Below are 15175 nucleotides of genomic sequence, written 5' to 3' on the forward strand. Positions count from 1 at the left end.
TATGATGAACCAGGGGAATGTGGGGGATGCCCTGATTGCCGCCTCCACGGTTGCCCTGTTTGAAAGAGAGAGGCTGGATTTCAGTTCATGCGGGCAGGATCTCCCTGCCGGAAAGGAAGAAATAACGCTGGTCTACGGCGGTGGGGGAGGTTTTGTCCCCTATTTTGGCATGCTGCCCCATTACGTGCGCCTTTTTTCGGATCCGCGCCTCCGGAAGTGCGTGATCCTGCCGCAGAGCTTCAGGGATTGTGATGAACTGGTGGATGTGCTGGATGAACGTTTTACCGTATTTTGCCGGGAACGGGCCAGTTATGACTACTGCCTGTCACGGAATGGAAAAGCGCGGTTCCTGCTGGCGGATGACATGGCCCTGGCCGCAGAACCTGAGATGCTGAAGAAACGGCCCGTCAGACTGCCTTTTCTGGAGATGGAGGAACGGGCGTGGGGCAAATGCATGAAAAAGGATACCAGAACTTCCCTGGTGACGCTCCCCGGCGCCGGAAGGCTTGCCGTCTGCCTGCGGGATGACGCGGAAAGTACCGGCCATGCCCAATCCCTGAAGGAGCTCCCCTTGAATACGGACCTTTCCGCATATTCCGTACGCGTGATTGATGAAGTGGAACACGCTTTTGCCTATACCCGCTGGCTTTTGAAGGCGCTGGATCAGCCTGACATCATTTTGACGGACAGGCTGCATCTGGGTATTTCCGGAGCTCTTCTGGGCAAGGAGGTTTTCCTGATAGATAACGTTTACGGAAAGATTTCCGGGATTTATGAGTTGTCCCTGCGGGAGCGTTTCCCCCGCGTGCATTTGCTGAATGGGCTAAGTGAGTTTCCATGGCTGGACAAGGTTTTGGCTGCTCCGGACATGGACCGCCGCCGGAAGAAGAAGGCCGCGCACGCCCGGCAGATAGGGAAGGCCGTCGCTTTGTCCAAATACCTTTATTACCGCAAGGAGGAGAACGGAGTGCTTCGTGTGAAGGTCTGCGGTTTGCGGGTCTGCAAGAGGCGGCTGGGGCATCCCCCGGTTGGGAAGACGGGGACTCCTTCCTTTTAATGCCGGGACCGCTGGAATGGCTGGAATAACCGCTTGCGGAGGTAAAGAAGGCGGAGACGGCGTTTTTCCTGCTGTGTCAGGGCGGCGGAAATCGGAATGAGGCTCTCCGTTTCCTTCCTGAAGTGCGGGTCTTGCAGCATGCCCAGCGCCAGGAACCGGACAGGGTCTTCCCGGAAAGGCGCCAGATTGAAAACTTTGGAGAATGAGAAAAGTTTTTCCAGCAGGAATAGCTGTGAAATGGTGCGGCGGCATTTGGCGCATCTGCCACAGTTTTCCACACGTTCCAGGCAAACGTTCAAGGCCTGGTATGCCGGAGGGTAGTTCGCAATGATGGCGGTTTTCTGGGCCCGCGTCAGGTCAAGCCCGTGCATCTGGAAACGGGTGGTTTCCGTTTCACAGCCCTGGAGAATGTGAGATTCCAGGTGAAAGGCGCAGTATTCTGTTTTATCCCTTTTAGTAAAGCTGGGATGGTTGATTTCACAGGAGGTGGAATAGTAATAGGAGGAAAACAGGCCGTTCAGAGCCAGAATGCTCCCGGCATCCAGAAAGGGAAAGAAGTTCAGGTACCCGTCATTGCCGTAGAAGTCAGACAGGCTGGAGTCCATCCAGACGAATTCCTTGCGTTGTTCTGCGGCAAATTTCCGGCAAAGTTCTCTGCGGCCATCCAGCAGTTCCCGGCTGCCCCAGTGGGAGCCGCAGTTGTTGTGGAACAGGTGGGTGACGGGCGTGCCCGCCTTTTCCAGTTCTGCAATGGTGCACAGGGAATCCACCCCCAGGGAACCGCCCGTGCCGGTACGGCGGCCGGGAATGGGAGAAAGCGCTTCCGCGTTAACTTCTCCTACCAGTTCAACAGGTTTCAGAAAAGGGCCTATTCCCGTAAGGATATGAGACAGAATCCGTATGCCGAAGTGGTACAGGCGCGGGGAGATGGCGGGAAGAATGCGAGCCTGGCCGCCCTGCCGGGAAATCCAGGGAAGCAGGGCTACAATGGCTCCGTCCGCCCTGCCGGGATTCAGGAAGTCACGGAAACGGGAGTCTACTGTAAACGAAAGAGTGCGCGGCGCCTGCCCGTCCTGAAGAATGGGGTAGGAGATGGTGGCCGCTCCGTTCTCTGTGCGTATGGACGGATGATCAATCGTGATCATGAGCGTTGAAAGAACTGCCGGATTTTACGCCCCATGCCGGTTTGCGGCTTGTCCCTTTCCTCCAACCGCCGTTCCAGGGTGACCACCCAGAGCTCCTGCCCCAGGCCGTTGGCTTTGGCATGCTTGAGTATTTCCTGGGCATAGAGGACGCGGAAGGGTCGGTTGAACTGAATTTGTGAGATGTCTTCATTCAAGGCGTTGCGCGGCATGCACGCTATCCTGTCCCTGGGCACTCCCATGGCCATGAAGTTCATGATGGTCAGGCGGCATTTGGTGCACACGCCGCAGTTGCCGGAAGCGTCTTCACCTTCCCAGCAGCATCTGAGCAGGGACATGGCCTTGTCCCACTGCGCGATGATTCCGGCTTTTTCCGTACGGTCATGGCCCATGCCGTCCGTGACTGATTCCTTGCTGTGAGAGCCGAGATAATGGTCTGTGATAGGGTTGGAGGCCCAGGGGTAGGAGAAGGAGTCATAGGACCCTTCGCTGCCCGCCATGAAGTAGCCGAAGCGGGAGGTGAAAACGCGCATCCCGCCTATGAGCATGGTATGGTAGGTCATTTCATAATCCATTTCCATGCTCCGGAAATTGGTCCGGATGCGGTAGAATTGGCGGATGCCGATGTCTTCCAGCAGTTCGCGGGCCTTGGAAAAGGCCTTGTCAAAGTGTTCCTGGTTGGTTTCCGCAATATCCGCTCCCTGGAACATGACGCAGGCCGTCAGGTTCAGCGTCTGCGGGCCTGCGAGCCCCTTCCGGTGGCGATAGGCGGTGAAGCAGGCGTCCAGACCGCCGGAGAAGCAGGAAATGGCTTCTTGCAGCTGGGGGACTGCGGAGTCCTCCCGCAAGGCGGCATGGATGGTGATGCGGTGAAAGGCGTCAGGCATCCAGCGGTTCCAGGCTTCAGCGTAGCGGTCCAGATTGACCAGCAGGGAGCGGGACAGCCGCCCCGGTCCCGTAACGGTAAATTCCCCTCCCGTCTCCATCATTTTATGGATGAAAAAAATGCACCAGGCGTCCGCCAGGTCGTCTTCGTCAATGTCCACGTTTCCGGTGGATTCAATGTCCATGTATTGATGGAATTCCCGGCCCGCGGTTGTGAAGAGGACCGCTTTCAGCGTGGTTCGGTGCGGAGAGTGTACCTCGGGGGGAAGAATGCGGAGTTCGTGGGTCATGCCGGAAAGGAATCAGTCTTAAAGACGGACGAACCTTAACGGATAAGAAATCCGCAGACAATATGTTTTTTTGAGGGAGAGGGGGTAGCAGCGGAAGAGAGGAGGATGGAAGGAAGAATGGAGAAAAACCGTCCCATGTTTTTTTCTTCTAAACTTCCTGTCAAATGAATGGTTCAGGGAAAATGTTCCATTTCCGTCCGGGTGACGGATTTCTTATCCGCAATCCGCAGATTGAAAAAATGCCCGGTTCCTTTCGGGGAACCGGGCATTGCATCAAAGCAGTTAAGGGGCTGTTTAGATCTTGCCGAAGAGGGTCTTGCCGGCGGACATGAGGTTGTCTGCGGCTTCCTGGAGACGGGCGGCGACTCCCTTTTCACCCTTGGCGAGGTAGGAACGGGGATCGTAGTCCTTCTTGTTGCCCACTTCACCGTCAATCTTGAGCACTCCGTTGATGTGTTCGCACATGTGGGAGACGATCGGGCGCGTGAAGGCGTACTGCGTATCGGTGTCGATATTCATCTTGACCACGCCGTAGGAAACGGCTTCCCGGATGTCGGAAAGCTCGGAACCGGAACCGCCGTGGAAGACGAGGGGCATGCGGGCCGCTTCGCCGTGCTTGGCAACCACGGCTTCCTGGCCGTCGCGCAGGATGCTGGGCTTCAGCTTGACGTGGCCGGGCTTGTATACGCCGTGCACGTTGCCGAAGGTGGCGGCCAGCATGAATTTGCCGAGGGGGGCCAGGGCTTCATACGTCATCAGCATGTCTTCCGGAGAGGTGTAAAGCTTGTCGGCGGGGTGGCCGGAGTTGTCCACGCCGTCTTCTTCGCCGCCCACAACGCCGATTTCAATTTCAAGGACGATGCCCAGTTCGGCGCATTCCTTCAGCAGTTCCCGGGAGAGCTTGAGGTTTTCAGCCATGGGAAGAGTGGAGGCGTCCAGCATGTGGGAGTTGAAGAGGGGGGCTTCACCGCGTTCCACGCGGCGGCGGGATTCGGCGATCAGGGGGCGCAGGAAGGTGTCCACGTGTTCGGGCTGGCAGTGGTCCGTGTGCAGGGCCACAAGCACGTTGTGCTTTTCAGCCAGGCGGCGCGTGGCTTCCGCCAGAACAATGGCGCCAAGGGCGGAATTGCCGATGGATGTGCCGGAGGCGAATTTGCCGCCGCCGATGGAGACCTGGATGATGCCGTCGCTCTTGGCTTCGGAGAAGGCGCGGAGGGCGCCGTTGATCACTTCGATCGTGGTTACGTTGACGGCCGGATAGGCATAGCCTTCCTTCTTGGCCGTTTCAAGCATGGTGATGTATTGTTCTGGTGTGGCTATTGGCATAACGGCAGTATAATAGGTGTTTTTTTTCAGGAGGGCAAGGCTGAACTCCGGCGCGCACAGGGGCGCCGCGCTCTTGCGGGACATGGTCATTCACGGATCATTTTTGCCTCCGGCTGCGCCGGTTCTCCGGAGTCCGTCCGGTAGTTAACGCGCAGCGCGTCCAGAAAAGGCTTGTGCCTGTCCAGGCGCTCCTTGAAATCCGTAAAATCCTTGCGGCCGGGCTGCGTCCAACCCAGTTCCGCGATGGCGAACATGCGCGGAAAGACCATGTACTGCCACTTGGCCAGCGTGGTCATGTATTCGCTCCAGCAGCTTCCCTGCACGCCCAGGACGTTTTTTTCCTGTTCCGGGGTAAGCCCCTTGGGGATGGGATTCATGTTGTAGACTTTTTGCAGGGGAATGGTGGAAAAAGTAGCCATTTCATATTCGGGCCCTTCCGGATGCGGGCCTTCCTGCCGGATCAGGTACGTGCTTTCAAACGGGGTCATGATGACCTTGTTTCCGTGCTTGATGGCTTCCCTGGCAATGCCGGGATCGTGCCAGACCATCAGGGTGGCCGTCTTGGAAAGGCCGCCTTCCCGGATTTCATCCCAGCCGATTATTTGCTTGCCGCGCGCGTTGACGAGCTTTTCTACGCGGTGGATGAAGTAGCTCTGGAGCTCTTGTTCGTTTTTCAGGCCGTTTTTCTTCATTACCTCCTGCGCCTGGGGAGAGTTCTTCCACTGCTGCTTGGGGGCTTCGTCCCCGCCTATGTGGATGTAGGGGGAATCCGGGAAAAGCTGGCAGACTTCTTCCAGGATGCCGTCAATGAATTTGAAGGTGGGTTCCGTGGGACTGAACGTGAAGGGAAGAATGCCCCAGCGCGTCGCCACCCGCGGCTTGTAGCCGGGAATGTCCTTGTTGCCGAATTCGGGATAGGCCGTGATGGCGGCCGCGGCGTGTCCCGGAGTTTCTATTTCAGGCACGATGGTGATGTGCCTGCGTTTGGCGTAGTCCACCAGTTCCTTCACTTCCTTCTGGGTGTAGAAGAAGGTGAAGGGCTTGCCGTCCCCCTTGTTGCGGTTGCCCGGAATGGGGCTTTCCGGCCGGGTGGCGCCGATGGAGGTGAGCCTGGGATACTTTTTAATTTCCAGCCGCCAGCCCTGGTCTTCCGTCAGGTGCCAGTGGATGGTGTTCACCTTGTAACGGGCGAGCAGGTCAATGATGGTTTTCAGCTCCTCAATGGACCGGGGGTTGCGCCCGCTGTCAATCATGATGCCGCGCCATGTGAAGCGCGGGCTGTCCGTGATGGTCATGCAGGGAAGGGCCCAGCGGCCGGAGGCATCCTTCTCCAAGGATTGCTTGAGGGTCTGCGCCGCATAAAAGGCCCCGGCAGGGGATGTGCATGAGACGGTGACGCCCTGCGTGGTGACCTTGACGGAGTACCATTCCGGAGACAGGGAAGCGTCTTTTTTCAGGAGGATCTGCACGGCATTGGCCGCAAAGGGGGCCGGACTGATTTTGATTTGCCGGAGGTTGTCGGAGAACCCCGTCACGAAGGAGGCAATGCAGCTTTTGTCTCCCGTTTTGGAAACGGACAGCACGTTGTTAACCAAAAATCCCGGCTTGTTCTTTTCCACGTCCAGTGTGGAGGGAAGAGGGATGATGGCCGGGTTTCCCGGTACGGGCCTGGAGGGCACGGAGAAGGTGAAGGACGCGGACAGGAGGCCGGCGGCCAGAAAGAGGCTTTTGGAAAACATGACCAAGAAAGGGAGAAAAAAGTTTTAACGTAAATAGTACATTCCGCAGGCGTTTGCAAGGCGGCTTTACGGGATTTGACTTCCGGATGCGGAAAGACTGGAAAGGGGATGCCCATTCCCGGTTTTAACCTGGAGGGACATCCCCTGAAGAGGAATTGAATGGGGGAGAGATTATTCCGGAATGGATTCTCCCCGGATGAGGTCTTCCCAGGTCTGGCGGCTGCGGATGACGTTCCACTGGTTTCCGTCCACCAGGACTTCTTCCGCCATGGGGCGGGAATTGTAGTTGGAGGACATGGAAAAACCGTAGGCGCCGGCGGACAGCACGGCCAGGAGTTCTCCCTGGCGCACGTCCGTCATGTCCCTGTTCTGGGCCAGGAAGTCCCCGGATTCGCAGATGGGGCCCACCACGTCCGTGGTGATGCAGGATTCGGAGAGGTGTTCCTTTACCGGAATGATTTCATGATAACCCTGGTAGAGGGCGGGGCGGATGAGGTCGTTCATGCCCGCATCCACGATTTTAAAGGTCTTGGCCTTTCCCGTTTTTTCATACAGGCAGCGGGTGATGAGCGCGCCGGCATTCCCCACGATGAGGCGCCCCGGTTCCACGATGATGTGCAGTCCCAGAGGCTGGAGGGTGGGCACGACGGCCTGGGCGTAGGTGCTCAGCGTGAGCTGGGCGCAGTCCTCGTTCCACCATTCCTGAACGCCGGAATCCAGCGTGTCCTGGTAAACGATGCCGATGCCGCCGCCGATGGAGAAGAATTCAATGCCGTGCTTTTCTTTCAACGCGGCGGCCAGCGGAGCCACTTTCCTGACGGCTTCCAGGAAGGGTTTCGCCTGGGTGAGCTGGGAGCCGATGTGCATTTGCAGGCCTTTCAACTGGAGGTGCGGAAGTTCGCGGGCCGCCATCTCGTAAAGAGGCTCAATGAGTTCAAAGTCTACACCGAATTTGTTTTCAGCCTTGCCGGTGGTGATGTATTTGTGCGTTCCCGCCTCCACGTTGGGATTGACGCGCACGGCTACCGGGGCTTTCACTCCCATGGATGCGGCAATGGCGTTAATGGCGCGCAGTTCCGCCTCCGATTCCACGTTGAAGCAGTAAATGCCCTGTTCCAGGGCGTAGCGGATTTCCTGCTCCGTTTTTCCCACTCCGGCATAAGTGCATTTGGAAGGGTCTCCCCCGGCTTTGAGGACGCGGAAGAGCTCGCCGCCGGAAACGATGTCAAACCCCGCGCCGTTGCGGGCCATGAGGTTCAGGATGGCGATGTTGGAGCTGGCCTTGACGGCGTAGGCCACTTCCGCGTTAAGGGGCGCCAGGGCTTCCCGGAGGCGGTGGAAATGGTTCAGGATGGTCTGCTTGCTGTAAACGTACAGGGGCGTCCCTTCCTTGTCCGCCAGTTCCTGGAGGTTGACGTTTTCACAGTAGAGCGTGCCGTTTTTGTATGCGAATGAATGCATGGATTATTCCTTGGTTGTGCTTTCGTTGGTTTTCCCGGAATGGAGAGGGGGGAGCGGGAATCTGGGCGTGGGAGGGTTGTCGATAAGCTGGGCGATCCAGGCGAGGTCCTTGGAGCTTTCCAGCCCCAGCTTGATCAGCATGGTGATGGGTACCGCCAGAAGCATGCCGATGGGACCCCAGACCCAGCCCCAGAAGATGACGGAGAGCAGCACCATGCTGGTGACGATGCCGAACTGGCGCCCCAGCAGCATGGGTTCCAGGCAGCTCCCCAGGGCCGTATTAATTACCAGATAGCCGCCGGCCACGATGATGCCCGCCGTAGGGCTGATCAGCAGCATGGCAAGCAGGGTGGGGGGAATGGCCGCGATGATGGAGCCGAAGGTGGGAATGAAGTTGAGCGCAAAGGCCACGATGCCCCACAGCAGGGGAAAGTCCACCTTCATGTAGTAGCAGAGCAGGAAGGCGAGCAGGCCCGTAGCCGCGCTGATGAAGGTTTTGATGATCAGGTATTTCTGGACTCCGGCCAGGGCTTTGGAGAATTTGCGGATGCCCGTGTCGCTGTTGTTCCCCAGCTTGTTGATGTTCATCCGGAAACGGGGTGCCTCTCCCAGGAAGAAGGTCATCAGGATCAGGATGAGGGTGGTGAAGGTCAGCATGGAGGCGAGCTGCCCCATGACCCCCGTGGAAAACGCCACGATGCGCTGGCCATTGAGCAGGTCCGGCAGTTCCTGAAGTACCTGGTCCGCCAGGTTGTTCCAGTCATGTTCAATCAGGAAGGCGCGGAGTTCATGGATTTTTTCCACCAGCATGGGCTGGTATTTGTTCGTAACGGTGTTGGCGAGGTCCTGCCCCAGGTACTGCGCCAGATAACCCAGTCCCGCCAGAATACCAAAGTCCATGATGACCGTGAAGGTCACTGCCAGCCAGTGCGGAAAGCGCAGGCGCCCTTTGAAAAAGGAGGTCAGCGGATAGCTGACAATAGCCAGGAAGCCGGATAGAACGATGGGAAGCAGCACCGGCTTTCCCGCCTGTAGTCCGGCCGTGATGACGATGACGCTGGCGAGCATGAGCAGGATTTTCAGGCCCTCTTTTCCGGATTCTTTCTGGGAAGTCATTGAAGGATTGGTTTTAACGGGGTGAACAATGGTGTCTGATTTCCTGCGGGATTGCAATATTAAAGGCCTTCATTTCCACCATGGAGCGGCGTCGGCCCGCCCGGCGTTCCGGGCGCATGCTCCCGGAAAAAGCGGTCCATGTCTTCAAAGCGGGTCAGCAGGTAGTCCGGCTTCCGTTCTTTCAGCCCTTCCACGTCCGCTTCCGCGGCCCAGCCCGCGGCAAGAATGCGGATGGGAACGGCGCGGCACGCGTCCACGTCCGTGGGGGAGTCTCCAATGTAGATGGCTTCTTCAGCGGTGGAATTCAGGCGGTTCAGCGCCCGCTTGATGCAGTCCGGCTTGATGCCTCCTTCCGGGGAGCCCGTTTCCAGAATGGGAAAGAATTCGTCCAGGTGGAAGAACCGGAGGGAAATGTCTGCGCTTTCCAGGCGCTTGCCGGTGACCATGGCCAGCCGGACGCCGCGGCTGCGGAGGGCGTGCAGCAGCTCGTGGACGCCGGGGAAGGGGGCGGGAGCCAGTTCCGGGTGGAGTTCCCGGTAATAGCGGATGAAAAGCTCCCTGCCGCGTTCGTGGAGCTCCGGCTTTCCGGGAAGCAGCCTTTGAATGACGCCCAAGTCGTCCGGCCCGAACTGGCGTTCTATTTCTTCATCCGTCACCGTCCTGCCGTCCAGATCCCGCACGGCCCGGCGGAAGGCTTCCCGGCACAGGGGCAACGTATCCGCAAGGGTCCCGTCAAAGTCAAAAATGGCGGTTTTGATCATCAGCCGTACCCTACATGCCCCCTGCGGGCGGTTCAAGGGGAAAGCCGTGCCGGAATAGTCATGATGACGTTGTACGTCCGGAACCGGCAGACGTGTCATGCCGCGGGGAAAGGTCAACGTTCCGGGAGCCTGAGCTTTCTAATTCCCTTATGCACGGAAAGGCTCCAAAAGAATATTTATCCCTGTGGAGCGTGATTGCATTGGGAATAGGTTCCATGGTGGGAGCGGGAATTTTCGCCCTTATGGGTCAGGCGACTCTGATGGCGGGCAAAAACGTGTACTGGTCTTTTCTGCTGGGGGGCGCTGCCGCCCTGCTTTCCGGTTATACGTATGCCAAGCTGGGCTCCCGTTATCCCGGTTCCGGAGGAATCATGGATTATTTCAATCAGGCGTTTTCCCACAAGACCTTGTCCGGAGCGCTCACATTGATTTATTTGGGAACGCTGGTCATCACCGTGGCTCTGGTCGCCAAATCCTTTGGCGCGTATGCGTCCCGCCTGTTTTTGCCGGACGGAGTGGTCAGCATGTATTCCACCGCGCTTTTTGCCAGCGTTGCCATTCTTTTGCTGGGGGCGCTGAACATGGGCGGGGCCAAGGCCGTTGGGAAATCGGAGGTGGTGATGGTGGCGTTCAAGCTGCTGATTCTGACGGTGCTGATGCTTGCCAGCTTCGGTTCTACCGTGCCGGTGGGCGCGGACCCCATTCCGGTAAAGGGACTGGACGGCCTGCTGGGCAGCGTGGGGTTGACATTCTTCGCTTTTGCCGGTTACGGCATGATGGCCAATACGGCGGGCAATCTGAAGAACCCGGCCAAAACATTGCCTAGGGCCATTTTCGTGGCGATCGGCATCGTGCTGGTGCTGTATCTAGTGCTTTCCTACGTGGTGCTGTCCAATGTTCCCGCCACTTCCCTGGAAAGCCATACGGAAACCGCCGTAGCGCAGGCCGCCTATCCCGTGCTGGGCGTGTGGGGGTTCATGGCCGTCTCCGTAGCGGCCTTGATTGCCACGGCGTCAGCCATTAATGCCACCATGTTCAGCATGCTGGACATTTCCAGGGCCCTGGCCCACAACGGGCAGTTGGGAGCCATTTTCAAACGGCCATTCTGGGGGAACGGCACAGAGGGCTTTTTTTACCTGCTGCTGGGCATTCTGGTGATGACGAATGCCTTTAACCTGGTAGCCATCGCCAATCTGGCGGGGGCATGTTTCCTGATCAGCTATCTGGCGGTGTTCGTAGCCCATTGGCGGTTACGGAAGGAGACGAACGGGAACATCCTGCTGATTATCCTGGGATTCCTGCTGATGCTGTTTATTCTGGGCGCCTTTTTCTACCAGATGTTCTTCAGCCAGCCTTACCTGATTCCGCTGATTGTCCTGTTTGTGGCCGCCTGCTTCGTTCTGGAGTTCCTGATTCGCAGGAAGATGGCGAAAACGGCGGCGTCCCAGGCCCCCTGAGCCGCGGCAGTAAAGAAGAGGCCCCCGCTCCTGCTTTTAATGCAGGAAGGAAGTGAGGGGACTGGTGGCGGCGGCCTTGGCGGAGACGGAGGGAAGGCCGGACAGATAGGCCATGCGGCCTGCACGGCAGGCCAGGGCAAAGGCTTTTGCCATGCCCGCAGGGTCTCCGGCGGCGGCGATGGCCGTATTGACCAGCACGGCGTCCGCTCCCATTTCCAGGGCTTCCGCCGCGTGGCTGGGCGCCCCCAGCCCGGCATCCACCACGACGGGAACGACGGCTTGTTCAATGATGATGTTGACCAGTTCCCTGGTGAGAACGCCCTTGTTGGTGCCGATCGGCGCGCCCAGGGGCATCACCGCCGCCGCTCCGGCTTCCTGAAGGCGCTTGGCGAGCACGGGGTCCGCATTGATGTAGGGAAGCACCGTGAAGCCTTCCCTGACGAGAATTTCCGCCGCCTTGAGCGTTTCTATGGGGTCCGGCATCAGGTACTGGGCATCCGGGTGGATTTCCAGCTTGATCCAGTTGGGAAGACCGGCCGCCACGGCCAGGCGCGCCAGGCGCACGGCCTCTTCCGCCGTGGCTGCTCCGCTGGTGTTCGGGAGAAGGAGGTGTTTTTCCGGATCAATGAAGTCCAGGATATTGGCGGCGGGATCATGGGAGCCCGTCAGGTCCGCCCGGCGCAGAGCCACCGTAACAATTTGAGAGCCGGAAGCCTCCAGAGCATCTTTCATGCTTTCATTGGAAGAAAACTTTCCCGTTCCCACCATCAGGCGGGAGGTGAATTGGCGTCCGGCTATCTGCAAAGGTGTATCTGTCATTGCGGGGAGAAGGGTACCTCCCCTTTCTTTTCCAGGCAAGGGAGAATGGAGAAAAGGGTGAACGGGGAATAGTGCGGGAGGCGGTTTTCCCGGGCAGAAGACCGGGAAGGAAGCGGCTTGTTGCCCCCGTACGGAGTCCAGGTTTCATCGTTACAAGGTCCGGAAAACCGGTTTTCCCGGAATGTACCGCTTGAACCCCGCAGGGTGTGCAAAATCCAAAAGGTGAAGGAAGCGGCCCCTTGCTTTCAGAAGCGCGTCCATCGGAAGACATGAAGGAGCCGCCGGCTCAACCACGGGGGGAAAGTTCCTCCCTATTCCCCGCTGAAGGAGACGCCCCGGAGGGCACGGGGCTTGCCCAGGATTTCCTGATAAAGAATAGCCGTTTTCAGGGATTGGGAACGGCGCAGGGAATTTTTCAGGGTAAGGGGGCTGTCTGGAGCAACCGCCGGGAGCGGTTCAGGAAGGTTTTCCTTCATTTCCCTTTCCTGTAAACGGCGCAGGGCGGCTTGCTCCGCGTCAGACAGGGCTCGCATGGACTGCTGTGCTTCTTCCGTAGCTTTCACGTACTGCTCCAGAACGTTCCGGGCTGCTTGCTGGGCAGTGGGCACGGCCCGTTCCGGCACGGAGGCCGGTGCAGGGCGCGGCTTGCGGGCCACGGAGGGGTTGGGGAGCTCCACAGGAGGCGCAGAAGGGCGCGGTGCGTGCTGTGGAGGTTGCGGAGGGGTCCGGCGCATTTCCGCAATAACCTCCTTCACGCGTTTTTCATGGTTGTCCTCCGTGTCCAGAATGGGTTTTTCCTTTTCCTCCTCTTTTGGTTTCAGGAAATTTACCACCATCTTGATGAGGTAGATAGCCCCCACGACCACCCAGAACCAGATTTTCAAGTGGTCGTCATCGCCGCCGGAGGCAAGCATGTATGCCAGTAAATCCATAAGGAAGGAGGGGGCCTCCGGAGAGACCGTCCGGGTCTCTCCGGAGGCCGGAAAGTTTATTTAATGGAGGAAGGAGAGGTATCCGGCTTGGCGATGGAGTCCCTCATCCGGGTGTCAGCCACCACGTTCTGGTAACGGGCATAGTCCAGCACACCCAGGTTGCCGTTGCGGAAGGCTTCCGCCATGGCCATGGGGATTTGAGCTTCCGCTTCCACCACCTTGGCGCGCATTTCCTGCGTCTTGGCGGCCATTTCCTGTTCCGTGGCTACGGCGGCGGCGCGGCGCACTTCCGCCTTGGCCTGGGCAATTTGCTTGTCCGCTTCCGCCTGCTCTGCCTGAAGGCGTGCGCCCACGTTGCCCGCTACATCCACGTCTGCAATGTCAATGGAGAGCACTTCAAACGCAGTGGCGGCGTCCACTCCCTTGTCGCTCACGGTGCGGGAGATCACTTCCGGTTTTTCCAGAACGTCCTTGTAGGAGGGGGCGGAACCTACCGCGGAAACGATGCCTTCCCCTACGCGGGCGACCACCGTTTCTTCCGTGGCGCCCCCGACGAAGAGGTCAAGGTTGGTGCGCACCGTCACGCGGGCGCGCACCGCCACGGCAATGCCGTCACGGGCCACTGCCGTCAGGCGCGTCTGGCCGGAGCTGGGGTTCGGGCAGTCAATGACGCGGGGGTTGATGGAGGTTCTCACGGCTTCTAGCACGGTTTTGGACGTGCCTTTCACGGCCAGGTCAATGGCGCAGGCGCGGTCATAACTCAGCGGGATTCCGGCTTTTTCCGCGGCGATCAGGGCCAGCACGCAGTCCACGATGTCGCCGCCGGCCAGGAAGTGGGCTTCCAGTTCATCCGTGCTGATGTCCAGTCCGGCCTTGGCTGCCGTAATGCGGGTGTCCACCACCAGGGGGTAGGGCACTTTCCGGAGCCACATCCCCAGCATGTTGCTCATGGAGACGGGAGCTTTTGCCAGCCGTGCGCGCAGCCATGTCTTGAAGAATTTGGCGATGATGGCGAAGAAGATAACCAGGAAGATGACCAGAACGACTACCAGGATGGTCCCCCAGGCAGTGGTGTTGGAAATGTTTGCTGACAGCAAGTTGTTCATGTTCCCTTCCATACCATATTATCCGGTACAGGCAAAGATATAATTGTGTTACCTATGGTTTAAAGGTATTGACCTTTCAGCGGATTCGTGGCAATGCACTTGGCCGTGCGCACCATTGATTTTGATTATCCGCTGCCGGAAGAATTGATTGCGGACCGGCCCCTTCCGGACCGCGCCGCATCCCGGATGATGGTCATCCACCGGGACACGGGCCTGATTGAGCACAGGCATTTTAGTGATTTGCCGGAGTATGTGCGGGCGGGGGACCATTTTATCCTGAATGATACCAGGGTGGTTCCGGCGCGGTATTTTTCCAATGACGGGTCTATTGAAATTGTGCGTGCGGAGGTGCTTAACCCCCTGCTGTGGAAGTGCATGGTGCGTCCGGGGCGCAAGATGAAGCTGGGGCGTACAGTGGCCATTGGAGAAGCGGTGGGCACTGTGGAAGGCATTGATGAGGAAGGCTACCGCCTCATCCGGTTTGACCGGGAGGTGGATGAGGAGAAGTACGGCCGCTTGGCGCTTCCCCATTACATGAACCGGGAGAGCGACCCGTCCGACAAGGAGCGCTACCAGACCGTTTACGCCAGGCATGAGGGAGCCATTGCCGCCCCTACGGCGGGCCTGCATTTTACGCCGGAGCTGCTGGCGTCCGTTCCCCATGATTTTCTGACGCTTCACGTGGGCGTAGGGACGTTCCGCCCGGTCAAGGCGGACAGGATTGAAGACCACCAGATGCACACGGAGCATTTTTTCCTGCCTGAAGCCACCGCCCGGGCGATCAATGAAGCCGGGAGGGTGTTTGCCGTGGGCACTACCAGCGTGCGCGTGCTGGAACATGTGGCTGCCGCGGAGGGTTTGCCCTTGAAGGAGTGCGCCGGGTCAACGAGCATTTTTATTTATCCCCCCTATAAGTACAAGGTGGTGGATGCCCTGATTACGAATTTCCACCTGCCGCAGAGCACGCTGCTGATGCTGGTGAGCGCCTTTGCCGGGAAAGAGCTGGTCATGAAGGCTTACCTGGAAGCCATCCGGGAACGGTACAGATTCTTCTCCTACGGGGACTGCATGCTGATTCTGTAGG

The 15175-nt window shown here is 58.5% G+C and carries 13 protein-coding genes; 3 read left to right on the top strand and 10 right to left on the bottom strand.

Annotated elements, in window-relative coordinates:
- The first annotated feature begins 1 nt into the window (after position 1).
- Entirely contained in the window at positions 2-1057 is a 1056-nt protein-coding gene (locus HHJ06_RS00620) for a polysaccharide pyruvyl transferase family protein (RefSeq protein WP_215426875.1), read from the top strand.
- Here the strand turns inward: HHJ06_RS00620 and HHJ06_RS00625 are convergent.
- From HHJ06_RS00625 to HHJ06_RS00655, 7 genes are all read right to left on the bottom strand, one after another.
- A complete protein-coding gene (locus tag HHJ06_RS00625; protein ID WP_215426876.1) occupies positions 1054-2202 on the bottom strand; it encodes a hypothetical protein in 1149 nt (382 codons plus the stop codon). The two genes, HHJ06_RS00620 and HHJ06_RS00625, sit on opposite strands and share 4 nt — an antisense overlap.
- Positions 2199-3374, bottom strand: a complete 1176-nt coding sequence (locus tag HHJ06_RS00630; RefSeq protein WP_215426877.1) for a hypothetical protein — start codon at positions 3372-3374, stop codon at positions 2199-2201. Before HHJ06_RS00630 ends, HHJ06_RS00625 begins: the two co-directional genes overlap by 4 nt.
- Positions 3375-3668: 294 nt before the next feature.
- The gene (gene fbaA, locus HHJ06_RS00635; RefSeq protein ID WP_102712798.1) at positions 3669-4700 is read right to left on the bottom strand and encodes a class II fructose-bisphosphate aldolase; all 1032 of its coding nucleotides are present in this window, start codon (positions 4698-4700) and stop codon (positions 3669-3671) included.
- Positions 4701-4786: 86 nt separating this feature from the next.
- Positions 4787-6439, bottom strand: coding sequence for a beta-N-acetylhexosaminidase (locus HHJ06_RS00640; RefSeq protein WP_215426878.1), 1653 nt, complete (start codon positions 6437-6439; stop codon positions 4787-4789).
- A 171-nt stretch (positions 6440-6610) separates the two neighbouring features.
- On the bottom strand, positions 6611-7900 hold the full coding sequence (lysA, locus tag HHJ06_RS00645) for a diaminopimelate decarboxylase (protein ID WP_215426879.1): 1290 nt from the start codon (positions 7898-7900) through the stop codon (positions 6611-6613).
- 3 nt (positions 7901-7903) lie between these two features.
- On the bottom strand, positions 7904-9016 hold the full coding sequence (locus tag HHJ06_RS00650; RefSeq protein WP_215426880.1) for an AI-2E family transporter: 1113 nt from the start codon (positions 9014-9016) through the stop codon (positions 7904-7906).
- Positions 9017-9075: 59 nt separating this feature from the next.
- A complete protein-coding gene (locus HHJ06_RS00655) occupies positions 9076-9777 on the bottom strand; it encodes an HAD family hydrolase (RefSeq protein ID WP_215426881.1) in 702 nt (233 codons plus the stop codon).
- Positions 9778-9926: 149 nt separating this feature from the next.
- Here HHJ06_RS00655 and HHJ06_RS00660 point away from each other — a divergent pair, with 149 nt between their 5' ends.
- Entirely contained in the window at positions 9927-11234 is a 1308-nt protein-coding gene (locus tag HHJ06_RS00660) for an APC family permease (RefSeq protein ID WP_286010573.1), read from the top strand.
- A gap of 36 nt (positions 11235-11270) precedes the next feature.
- Here the strand turns inward: HHJ06_RS00660 and HHJ06_RS00665 are convergent, their stop codons facing one another.
- The 3 genes from HHJ06_RS00665 to floA all read right to left on the bottom strand — a co-directional run bounded on the left by HHJ06_RS00665 (position 11271) and on the right by floA (position 14091).
- A complete protein-coding gene (locus HHJ06_RS00665) occupies positions 11271-12053 on the bottom strand; it encodes a thiazole synthase (RefSeq protein WP_215426883.1) in 783 nt (260 codons plus the stop codon).
- A 311-nt stretch (positions 12054-12364) separates the two neighbouring features.
- Positions 12365-12985, bottom strand: coding sequence for a hypothetical protein (locus HHJ06_RS00670; protein ID WP_215426884.1), 621 nt, complete (start codon positions 12983-12985; stop codon positions 12365-12367).
- A 56-nt stretch (positions 12986-13041) separates the two neighbouring features.
- A complete protein-coding gene (floA, locus tag HHJ06_RS00675) occupies positions 13042-14091 on the bottom strand; it encodes a flotillin-like protein FloA (RefSeq protein WP_215426885.1) in 1050 nt (349 codons plus the stop codon).
- A 93-nt stretch (positions 14092-14184) separates the two neighbouring features.
- Here floA and queA point away from each other — a divergent pair, with 93 nt between their 5' ends.
- Positions 14185-15174 carry a tRNA preQ1(34) S-adenosylmethionine ribosyltransferase-isomerase QueA gene (queA, locus tag HHJ06_RS00680; protein WP_215427028.1) on the top strand — a complete coding sequence of 330 codons (990 nt, stop codon included), beginning with the start codon at positions 14185-14187 and terminating at the stop codon, positions 15172-15174.
- The last annotated feature ends 1 nt before the right edge of the window (position 15175 follow it).

The sequence above is a fragment of the Akkermansia muciniphila genome, from assembly GCF_018709685.1.
Lineage (GTDB): Bacteria > Verrucomicrobiota > Verrucomicrobiia > Verrucomicrobiales > Akkermansiaceae > Akkermansia > Akkermansia muciniphila_E.

Excerpts from the sequence above, each read along its gene's own strand:
- floA (WP_215426885.1), bottom strand. The coding sequence starts at position 14,091 with ATGAACAACTTGCTGTCAGCAAACATTTCCAACACCACTGCCTGGGGG.
- HHJ06_RS00660 (WP_286010573.1), top strand. The coding sequence starts at position 9,927 with ATGCACGGAAAGGCTCCAAAAGAATATTTATCCCTGTGGAGCGTGATT.
- fbaA (WP_102712798.1), bottom strand. The coding sequence starts at position 4,700 with ATGCCAATAGCCACACCAGAACAATACATCACCATGCTTGAAACGGCC.
- HHJ06_RS00665 (WP_215426883.1), bottom strand. The coding sequence starts at position 12,053 with ATGACAGATACACCTTTGCAGATAGCCGGACGCCAATTCACCTCCCGC.
- HHJ06_RS00625 (WP_215426876.1), bottom strand. The coding sequence starts at position 2,202 with ATGATCACGATTGATCATCCGTCCATACGCACAGAGAACGGAGCGGCC.
- HHJ06_RS00630 (WP_215426877.1), bottom strand. The coding sequence starts at position 3,374 with ATGACCCACGAACTCCGCATTCTTCCCCCCGAGGTACACTCTCCGCAC.
- lysA (WP_215426879.1), bottom strand. The coding sequence starts at position 7,900 with ATGCATTCATTCGCATACAAAAACGGCACGCTCTACTGTGAAAACGTC.
- HHJ06_RS00640 (WP_215426878.1), bottom strand. The coding sequence starts at position 6,439 with ATGTTTTCCAAAAGCCTCTTTCTGGCCGCCGGCCTCCTGTCCGCGTCC.
- HHJ06_RS00650 (WP_215426880.1), bottom strand. The coding sequence starts at position 9,016 with ATGACTTCCCAGAAAGAATCCGGAAAAGAGGGCCTGAAAATCCTGCTC.
- HHJ06_RS00670 (WP_215426884.1), bottom strand. The coding sequence starts at position 12,985 with ATGGATTTACTGGCATACATGCTTGCCTCCGGCGGCGATGACGACCAC.
- HHJ06_RS00655 (WP_215426881.1), bottom strand. The coding sequence starts at position 9,777 with ATGATCAAAACCGCCATTTTTGACTTTGACGGGACCCTTGCGGATACG.
- queA (WP_215427028.1), top strand. The coding sequence starts at position 14,185 with ATGCACTTGGCCGTGCGCACCATTGATTTTGATTATCCGCTGCCGGAA.
- HHJ06_RS00620 (WP_215426875.1), top strand. The coding sequence starts at position 2 with ATGATGAACCAGGGGAATGTGGGGGATGCCCTGATTGCCGCCTCCACG.